6 protein-coding genes are annotated in these 8004 nt (G+C 39.3%); 4 read left to right on the forward strand and 2 right to left on the reverse strand.

Annotation, left to right across the window (positions count from 1 at the left end; translation table 11 throughout):
- The first annotated feature begins 232 nt into the window (after window positions 1-232).
- The gene (locus DV872_RS22610; RefSeq protein WP_171832161.1) at window positions 233-3235 is read left to right on the forward strand and encodes a DUF3427 domain-containing protein; all 3003 of its coding nucleotides are present in this window, start codon (window positions 233-235) and stop codon (window positions 3233-3235) included.
- Window positions 3236-3240: 5 nt separating this feature from the next.
- On the opposite strand, the gene DV872_RS22615 is transcribed toward DV872_RS22610, so the two are convergent.
- Together DV872_RS22615 and DV872_RS22620 are read right to left on the reverse strand one after the other, a co-directional pair.
- Entirely contained in the window at window positions 3241-4944 is a 1704-nt protein-coding gene (locus DV872_RS22615) for a class I SAM-dependent methyltransferase (protein WP_147283246.1), read from the reverse strand.
- Window positions 4945-5077: 133 nt separating this feature from the next.
- Window positions 5078-5713: a uracil-DNA glycosylase family protein gene (locus tag DV872_RS22620; protein WP_114632243.1), complete on the reverse strand. Its 636-nt coding sequence runs from the start codon at window positions 5711-5713 to the stop codon at window positions 5078-5080.
- 282 nt (window positions 5714-5995) lie between these two features.
- Between DV872_RS22620 and DV872_RS26865 the strand changes: the two genes are divergently transcribed.
- From DV872_RS26865 to DV872_RS22630, 3 genes are all read left to right on the forward strand, one after another.
- Entirely contained in the window at window positions 5996-6133 is a 138-nt protein-coding gene (locus tag DV872_RS26865; RefSeq protein ID WP_171832162.1) for a hypothetical protein, read from the forward strand.
- Between the two features lie 63 nt (window positions 6134-6196).
- Window positions 6197-7513 carry an MATE family Na+-driven efflux transporter gene (locus tag DV872_RS22625; RefSeq protein ID WP_114632244.1) on the forward strand — a complete coding sequence of 439 codons (1317 nt, stop codon included), beginning with the start codon at window positions 6197-6199 and terminating at the stop codon, window positions 7511-7513.
- Window positions 7510-7932 carry a hypothetical protein gene (locus DV872_RS22630; protein ID WP_114632245.1) on the forward strand — a complete coding sequence of 141 codons (423 nt, stop codon included), beginning with the start codon at window positions 7510-7512 and terminating at the stop codon, window positions 7930-7932. Before DV872_RS22625 ends, DV872_RS22630 begins: the two co-directional genes overlap by 4 nt.
- Window positions 7933-8004 lie beyond the last annotated feature (72 nt).

Here is an 8004-nt window from a genome sequence, read left to right on the forward strand (position 1 = left end):
TCTAATCAAATTGGAGTGATGATTTAATGGGTAAAATAAATTCTGAATAATAGAATCTTAAGGATAGTTAATGCTTACAGAGGGAATTTACGAAACACTCATAACTCAGTCAATATCCAGTAAACTGGAATCTCTCGATCATAAACAGTATCGCTTTGAAACAAGAACTCTAGAAAGTGAAGAGGCTGTATTGCTTTTGTCCCTACATATCAAAAAGATCTTTCAATATGCTTTGAAAGAGAGGCATAAGAACAGTAAGGATATTCAGAGTCAAATTGGTTTCTGTAATGAACTATTACAGTTTATTGATTCACAAATATCATTAGAAAATATTGATGACCTTCAGATACATGAGAATGCAATCCTTACTGGTATTTTAGGTAAAATTGGTAAAACTGATAAACAGCTTGGGCATGAGTTAAAGCGGAAAATCCCTCAGTCCGGTTTATCTGTTAGTACTTTGTTTACTGGAAGCAATGCTGATATCTCCATTGATACAGAGATTGAAAAGGATATGCTTTCATCCAATAGAATCTATTTGCTAGTTTCTTTTATCAGATGGTCCGGTTTAGTACTGTTTGAAAAGATTCTTAGGGAGATTACACAGAATGATGGGGTTGAAGTAAGAGTTCTGACTACCACTTATATGGGGGCTACAGAAGCAAGAGCTCTGGAGTTTCTATCTGAACTACCTAACACAAAAATACGTATTTCCTACAATACCTCTCATGAGCGTCTGCATGCTAAATCATATATCTTTGAAAGAAATAACGGATTGGATACTGCGTATATTGGATCATCTAATATCTCACGTTCGGCTCTAACCAAGGGACTTGAATGGAATCTTCGTGTAACGAGCCAGGAAAATCCGCATATTATCGAAAAAGCGAAAGCTACCTTTGAACACTATTGGAATAGTACTGATTTTGAGGATTTTGAAATTGGTGGTATAGAGCGATTTTCAAAGGCATTGGAACGAGAGAAACATTCAAAAAGGGAAGAAGAGCTACAGTCGTATATTCAAATATCACCTTTCCCATTTCAAAAGGAAGTTTTAGAAAAACTCCATGTGGAGCGTATCGATCACGGTTATTTTCGAAATCTGGTTGTCTCTGCAACAGGTACTGGTAAGACTGTTATTTCCGCCTTCGATTTTAAACGGCTTTTTCAATCGCAAAAAGAAAAAGCATCCCTTCTATTCATAGCCCATAGAGAAGAAATACTATTACAAGCCAGAGGGATCTTTCGTTCAGTTCTTGGCGCAGAGTATCATGACTTTGGACGCTTATGGGTTGGGAAGCATAAACCGGGCAACGGGAATCTTGAACATCTTTTTATGTCTATCCAGACCTTTAATTCACAAAAAAAGTTCTTTCAAGATCGTATAGGTTCAGACTTCTTTGATTTTATTATCATAGATGAAGCCCATCACTCAAAGGCGGATACCTATCGAGTCCTCATTGAGAAATACAAACCTAAGGTATTACTGGGGCTAACCGCGACTCCTGAGAGGATGGATGGTAATAGTCTATTGCCCGATTTTTGCAATAAGATTGCTGCAGAGATTCGATTACCAGATGCTATGAAATTGAAATTGCTATCTCCTTTTCAATATTTTTGTATATCTGATGAATCAGTAGATTTACGCTCTGTTCCCTGGGTTCGGGGGGCATATAAGCAGGAAGAGTTAGGGAATACTCTATCCGTAAAAGCTAGAGTCTATAGAATCCTTGATGCTCTCAAGTACTATCTTAATGATCCAGGTTCTGTAAAAGCCTTATGTTTCTGTGTTACAAAATCCCATGCAGACTTTATGGCGAAGGAGCTGAGAAAAGTTGGATTAAAAGCAGTTTCTCTCACCAGTAATGACAATGATAATGAAAGAAAGGATTATCAGAGAAAATTACGAAATGGGGAGATCAATTATCTCTGCGTTGTGGATATATTCAATGAAGGAATAGATATTCCCGAAATTGATACTGTATTATTTTTGAGACCTACCGAAAGCCTTACTGTCTATCTGCAACAGTTGGGGCGAGGACTACGACTTTCAGATAATAAAGAGTGTCTTACTGTATTAGACTTTGTGAGCCAGGTTCATGAGCAGTATAATTTTTCTGAGAAGTTTCGAGCCCTTATTGGAAAGACAAGTCATAGAATTGAAGATGAAATTGAGAAAGGTTTTCCACATCTTCCTTCTGGCTGTACCATTCGTATGGAAGAACAGGCTGAAGAATTTATACTAGAGAACATAAAGAAATCCGTATTCAATGCCAAACGATTACGTAATGAAATCAGTCTGTTTTACAATTCCACGGGTCAGGATTTAACGATTCACAACTTCATCTCATACCATAAATTAGATATGAGAATCCTTTATGCAAATAGAAACAGTTGGGAAATCTTAAAGGTTCCAAAGGGAAAAGTAGATGATGTTGTGAGCCCTGAAGAATTAATCCTGTTGCGATCACTTCGTAGTCTTGTTCATGTGGATTCGATTGAGTATTTAAACTTCATTCAAGATCTTATCATCAATGATTTTAATGTTGATGGTATCAAGAATGTATCTGTATATCTTCTGGTGTTCTATTTTGATATATGGAAGAAACCCTTAAATAAAACCGGCTTCTCAACGACCAGCGATGCTATTGCGGCCCTGAATAAGTATAAGCTCTTTAAGAATGAACTTTCTGAATTGGTTCTGGCAATGAAAGAGCGGGTCGATCATATTGTCGAACCAATTCTGGAAACTAAAATACCTGGATTGTTTGTTCATGCTCACTATACTCGGGATCAGTTACTTGCTTTAGCAGGACAGCATACACCCGAAAAGATGTATTCTTGGAGAGAAGGGACATTGCACTTAAGTCGTTGCAGTTGTTCCCTTATGATGGTCACCTTGAATAAATCTGAGAAGGATTTTTCTCCTAGTATCCAATATGAAGATTATGCAGTGAGTGAAACATTGTTTCACTGGCAGAGTCAGAATGCGACTCGAGAGTCTTCAGAAACAGGTCAAAGATACATCAATCATCAAAAAATAGGATGGGATATGCTGCTTTTTGCAAGGGAAACCAAAAAAGACAGTTTTGGACTTACCGACACTTACTGGCTTCTTGGAAAAGTGAACTATATTTCCCATAAAGGGGAGAGGCCCATGTCTATTAACTGGCAGCTGGAAAAGGCAATTCCACCTGTCTTGTGGCAAAGTGCTGCTAAGATGGCTGTAGGATAAGTTTTTTAAGTCTGCCACCTCTCCACAACATTCTGTAAAGCCAAAACCTCTACCTGTTCACAAAACTGCCTGAAGATATCCAGACTGATTTTTTTACTGAAGTTTGAGTTCCCCGTAAGGGATTTCAACTCTTTTTCAAAGAGAAGGGGTTCTGTCTCATAGCACATATCCCAGTATCCTCTTATGCGGGATTCCCGGCTTTTCAGAAAAAGTCTTTCGGGTAGTTTATCCCTTTTGCTGTTGTTCACTTTTTTGTCAGCCGGAAAGAGATTCCAGAGAGCATTGTTTCGCCACAGGCTGTAGGGAATGGCATGATCCAGGTCGTAGGAAGAAAGTCTGGTATCCGACCATACGCAGTGAAGTTCTGTCTTTTGTTCTAATCTGTCATATATGCTTTTAGAAAGGGATACATTCCGGGCTGTTTCATTCATTGAAAGCATTCTGCTGAGGATGAGAGAAGAATTGACTCCTTCGGGCTGGTTGGATATATTGGCACAGAACTCAGCCCAGCGCAGCATCAGGGAATCTTCAAACCACCGGCCCATCATGGAGAACTCAGACCATAGATCCGCGGGCAGACCAATTTCTTTCTTATGATTTTCAAAGACAGGACCCGTCTTTATATTACCCATATATTTGACCGGTCCGTTAAGCAGTGCTGTCCGGATTTTTTTAACAGTTTCCTGATAGAGTCTCTGTTCGATTTCTGTAAAGCTCTCTCTTTCTAAAGACCCTTTGAATTTCCGCCAGCCGTCCCCTTTTTCTTCCCAGTATTGGATTAAAGATTCGAGTTCAGTCCGGAAAGTGATATCCTTTTTACCCTCTATTTTCTGCCCCTGATAGATTCGTTTTCCATCATCAGTGAGTAGGAGAGGCCAGTAGTATTCTATCCATTTGTGAATAATCGGTTCTATTGGAATGTGGACCGTTCCATCACTCTGCCAAGAGGCCATGCGGGCGGAGGTTGATGCCGTTTCTCCCAGGGCCCGGAGGAGGGCAAACTTGTAGCTGGAGACTTTGGCGTCTTCCCGGATGAATGATTCAATTTTATCAATGGCTCTGATACCATTCAGGTTCTTTTTTTGAAAGAGAAGCTCTCCCCAGGATAATTGATCTCGATTTAAGCTGTCAGATCTCTCTTCCTGACTGATAAGCTCAAAACCGATCCTTTCGAATAAGAATATATATTCCTCTACTGGACGTATTCTGAAAAGTCTTCCCTTGGGATCTCTATCATTATTTATATCCGGATAAGCAATAGGAATTGTTAATAAGAGTCTTCCTCCCATCCTGAGGAGTCGATGGATTGTAAATGTAGAATCAAATAGATGATTATCCGGAATATGTTGAAAGACGGCAGAACAGAGGATGCCATCCCAGTCATCCTCCTGGATATCTGCTGGAAGATTATCGGGTAGGGAGCCTTCCTGTATCCTGTCAGATTGATCTAATAAGCTGAGTTTTGCCAATTTTACAAGTTCTATGGATGCATCAATTCCATAAGCATCGTAGTCCTGATCTAAAAGACTCTTTACATCCCGCCCTGATCCACTTCCCATATCGAGGATTTTACTCCTGGGTGGAAAGCATTGGGAAAACTTGCCCTTGAAGGGACTCTGTTTTGATGTATATAAACGGAATGCTTCTGCTGCCTGAGTGTTGTAGTAATCTAATGTTTGCTTGTATTCCCTGGAGGACTCTTCTGACATGGTTTTATTGTAGGGGATGAGAGGGGTGCGAGCAAGACAATTTCTAATATGGGGGGAATCATTGAGTATGGCCTCCTCTGCATTAAGCCCGCCAGGCACATTTTTCAAGATACTGGGCGATAGTCAGATAATATTAAATAGTTTCCAGATCTCTAACACTATCCTTAATAAGAGACTTTGTTTCTGTAAATTTATATTGGGGATCATTTTTAGCTTTATTGTTCGCATTTGATGGATGAGTTAAGCTGATTACTTTTACAGATTGACCTTTTACTTCAATGCTATTATGCCCATTCCGTTCAATCGCCTGAAGTTGTTTATTTCCTGTAAAAAATTCAATAGAGTGGGAACCTACTAATATAAGTAGATCTGGATTTATAAGTTCAAGTTCTTTGGTCAGATACCGATCTGCACATGTTTTTGTAGGTTGTTTATGCCCGTTTGTTGTGACGCCTGGAAAGCATTTTTGATAATGGGTCCAATAAACCAATTTTTCGAAGCGCTTTCTAAAGGTTTCAAATTCGTTTATATCATATTCATTGAATAGTATTGGGAGTATTTTACCAGAAAAGAAGCTGTTCTCAATATCAAGTACTGATTTCAATCTATTCGCCTGATTTGATGGATCACGCGTTACAAGCATTATCTTTTGTGAATCTTTTGCAGCTGTAGTGTGTGGATGGGCAAAATTATCCCGACCACAGTGTAGTTTTTCATCTGCAAGATATGGGCAATTATGAATACTTTCCAGTAATTCTTGAATTTCCATATATCTACTCCTTAATCAGATCGATTTCTATCATTGTTGACTGCCGTTTGAAACACTTATTTAATTCTCTGCCATCTTTCTGTAAATATCTAATTATTACCGAATAAAAAGTGGACAAAAGTTTACTGAAGGGATATTTTATATATTGGATGACTTTTAAACATAAGAATCCCGGTACTGATGGCTGCTACCAGCTTGTGGTACTGGATAACAAGATCGTTTATTTGTCATTAACCCTTTCAGGTAGCGTTTATTGCGCTCCAAGTTTTATTGGAGAATACTATGGATACTAATGAAATGTCTCAGGAAGAACTGGATCTCTATTCGGATATTAATAATCCCAACAACGATGCAGATATGGATGACTGGTCTGATGGCCACAATCCAAACAATGAAGACTACATCGAATCTGAGGACTGATATCAGCTAATAGATTTGTCATCAGTGAGGTAGCAGCTGGTGGCAAAACCATAAGGAGAACCTATGTTTCAAGAAACTGGAATATCACTGAAGAAGATCAATTATAAAATGTTGATGGCCCTTTTATTATCCGGTCTGTTTCCTGCCATCTATATGGCTGTGAGAGTTCGCTTTCTGGGTAATATACCCAGTGACTGGGGAGTTAATATTGCATCTCAACTCTCATGGGTGAATTTATTGTATGAGATTGTAAATGAGGCCATTCTGCTGCCTGTTTTTTTCTTATTCGGCAAAGTCCTCAAAAACAAGGAAGATACGGAAAACCGTTTGCGCACTGGTCTTATCATTACTTTTGGCCTCTACTGTGTGCTTTCCATTCTTATCTCTCTGATGGCTAAACCTCTGGTGATATTTATGGCTCAACAGGCTGATCTTGTTTCTGCGACAGTCACATATATTCGCTGGGAATCTTTGGCCGTTGTATTTTCAATATTATTTCGTTTTCTTCTCCCTGTTTTTATTCTGATCAATAAAGAACGCTACATTTATATCTTTTTAGCCACTCAGATGTTCCTCTCCCTTTTCTTTGATACCCTGCTGATCAGCTCATTGCCATTTTCTCTGAATATCGGAGTCAATGGCATTGCCTTCTCAAATCTTTTAACTAATGTAATTCTGGTCGGAATTTGTTTGTTCTTCCTCTCTCAGTCAGGTTATAGGGTACTCGGGAATAAGCGTACCCTCTCATTTAGCTGGACACGGGAGTGGCTGCGAATCGGAGGATATTCCGGTGTTGAGTCCTTAGTCCGGAATCTTGCCTTTATGATTGTGATACTCAGGATGATCAATGTAGTGAATGAACAAGGGACCTTCTGGGTCACAAATAACTTTATTTGGGGATGGTTGCTCCTCCCTGTTCTGGCACTGGGTGAATTGATAAAAAGGGACTGCGCCGAAGACTCTGATAATATAAATAGAAACTTCCGGGGGTATATGTCACTGACGACAATAATCGTACTGCTCTGGATCGTGACCATCCCCTTATGGAAAAGCTTTCTTGTGAATGTCATGGGTGTCCAGAACCCGGTTGATATATTCAATATCGCCCTAATCTCTCTCATTTTCTACATTGTATTTGCCTACAACAATGTTATAGATAGTATCTTTTATGGGATCGGCAGAACAGACCTTATGCTTATACAGTCACTGGCAACGAATCTCATCTTTTATGTCGGGGCATATGCAATGTACCTGAAGGGAATCTTCATCCCCAGTTTGACTGGTATAGCCATCCTGTTTGGTCTGGGAATTGTCTTTGATTCCCTGATAACTTTCCTTCTATTTTATAAACTTATGAAAAAGGACATTGTTTTAGCATGAGAATCTTTATATTCGGTAATATAAATTCCGGGAAATCCACACTGCTTGATGTATTAAAGATCAGGTATCCACAGTACTCCATTCTCAGAATTGATGATTTCCGAAGGAAATACGGAAAGGGTGATATTGAATCAGATCTGTATGCTCAGGAAATGTTTGTGCAGGCGGTTCTGGAACATGAAAATGCCCTGGTGGAATCAACTGGTTTAGGTCCTCTCGGGCAGAGGCTTAAAGAGGCCTTCCATGGCTTGTTAGGAGTTATTCTTTACGTTGATACCCCCATTTACCTTTGTCTCGAACGTATTGATCCTGAGAAGTTTAAGAATACTCCCTATCCTGTTTTTTCTGAAACACTTGAAAATACTGCGCATTCCGGTGAAAGTTGCCACCTGTTCCGGACGAAAGTTGCCACTTCATAGGCATCATCCAACCTGTTAATTCTTCTTACATCAAGTGGCAACTTTCAGTCAAGATTTGTTGCCTTTTTCTTC

This window comes from Oceanispirochaeta sp. M1, assembly GCF_003346715.1.
In the GTDB taxonomy this organism is placed as follows: domain Bacteria; phylum Spirochaetota; class Spirochaetia; order DSM-2461; family DSM-2461; genus Oceanispirochaeta.